Raw genomic sequence first — 726 nt, 5'->3', positions numbered from 1 at the left:
ATCGTGTGGCTGGAAGAGGTCGAGGTGAACGGCGAGAAGGTCCTCGCGCCGGTGGTCTACCTGGCCCAGGCGGAGGGTCGGCTGGCGCCCAGCGGTGCGCTGATCCAGGGCCGCGACGTGAAGCTGGTGAGCGGCGGCGACCTGCATAACGTCGGCACCCTGCGCGCGCGGAACGACCTCTCGGCGACAGCCGACAACCTCGACAACAGCGGCCTGATCGAGGCCGGCAAGCGCCTCGACCTGCTCGCCGGCGACTCGATCCGCAACCGCCAGGGCGGGGTCATCGCCGGGCGCGACGTGAGCCTCACCGCGCTGACCGGCGACGTGATCAACGAACGCAGCGTGACCCGCTACGACAGCGCGCTCGACGGCCGCACCTGGGAGCGCAGCTTCGCCGACAGCGCCGCGCGGGTGGAGGCGGCGAACAGCCTGAACGTCCAGGCCGGACGCGACATCGCCAACCTCGGCGGGGTGCTGCAGAGCCGCGGCGACCTCAGCCTCGACGCCGGACGCGACGTCACAGTCGCCGCCGTCGAGGACCGCCAGGGCCAGACCCGCTGGAACACGTCGCGGCTACAGAGCGTGACCCAGCTCGGCGCCGAAGTCAGTGCCGGGCGGGACCTGAACGTCAGCGCCGGGCGCGACCTCAGCGCAGTGGCCAGCGCCCTCGAAGCGCGCCGCGACATCGCCCTCTCCGCCGGGCGCGACGTGACCCTGGCGGCGGCG

1 protein-coding gene is annotated in these 726 nt (G+C 73.0%); it reads left to right on the top strand.

Going from position 1 to position 726, the window contains the following annotated elements; translation table 11 throughout:
• On the top strand, positions 1–726 hold a 726-nt coding region (locus tag HMPREF2924_RS20330; protein WP_168172966.1), incomplete at both ends, for a hemagglutinin repeat-containing protein.

Source organism: Pseudomonas sp. HMSC063H08, assembly GCF_001813645.1.
Lineage (GTDB): Bacteria > Pseudomonadota > Gammaproteobacteria > Pseudomonadales > Pseudomonadaceae > Pseudomonas > Pseudomonas aeruginosa.
Note: the sequence above shows the minus strand (reverse complement) of the source record. Positions and strands in the feature narration are given on the sequence as shown.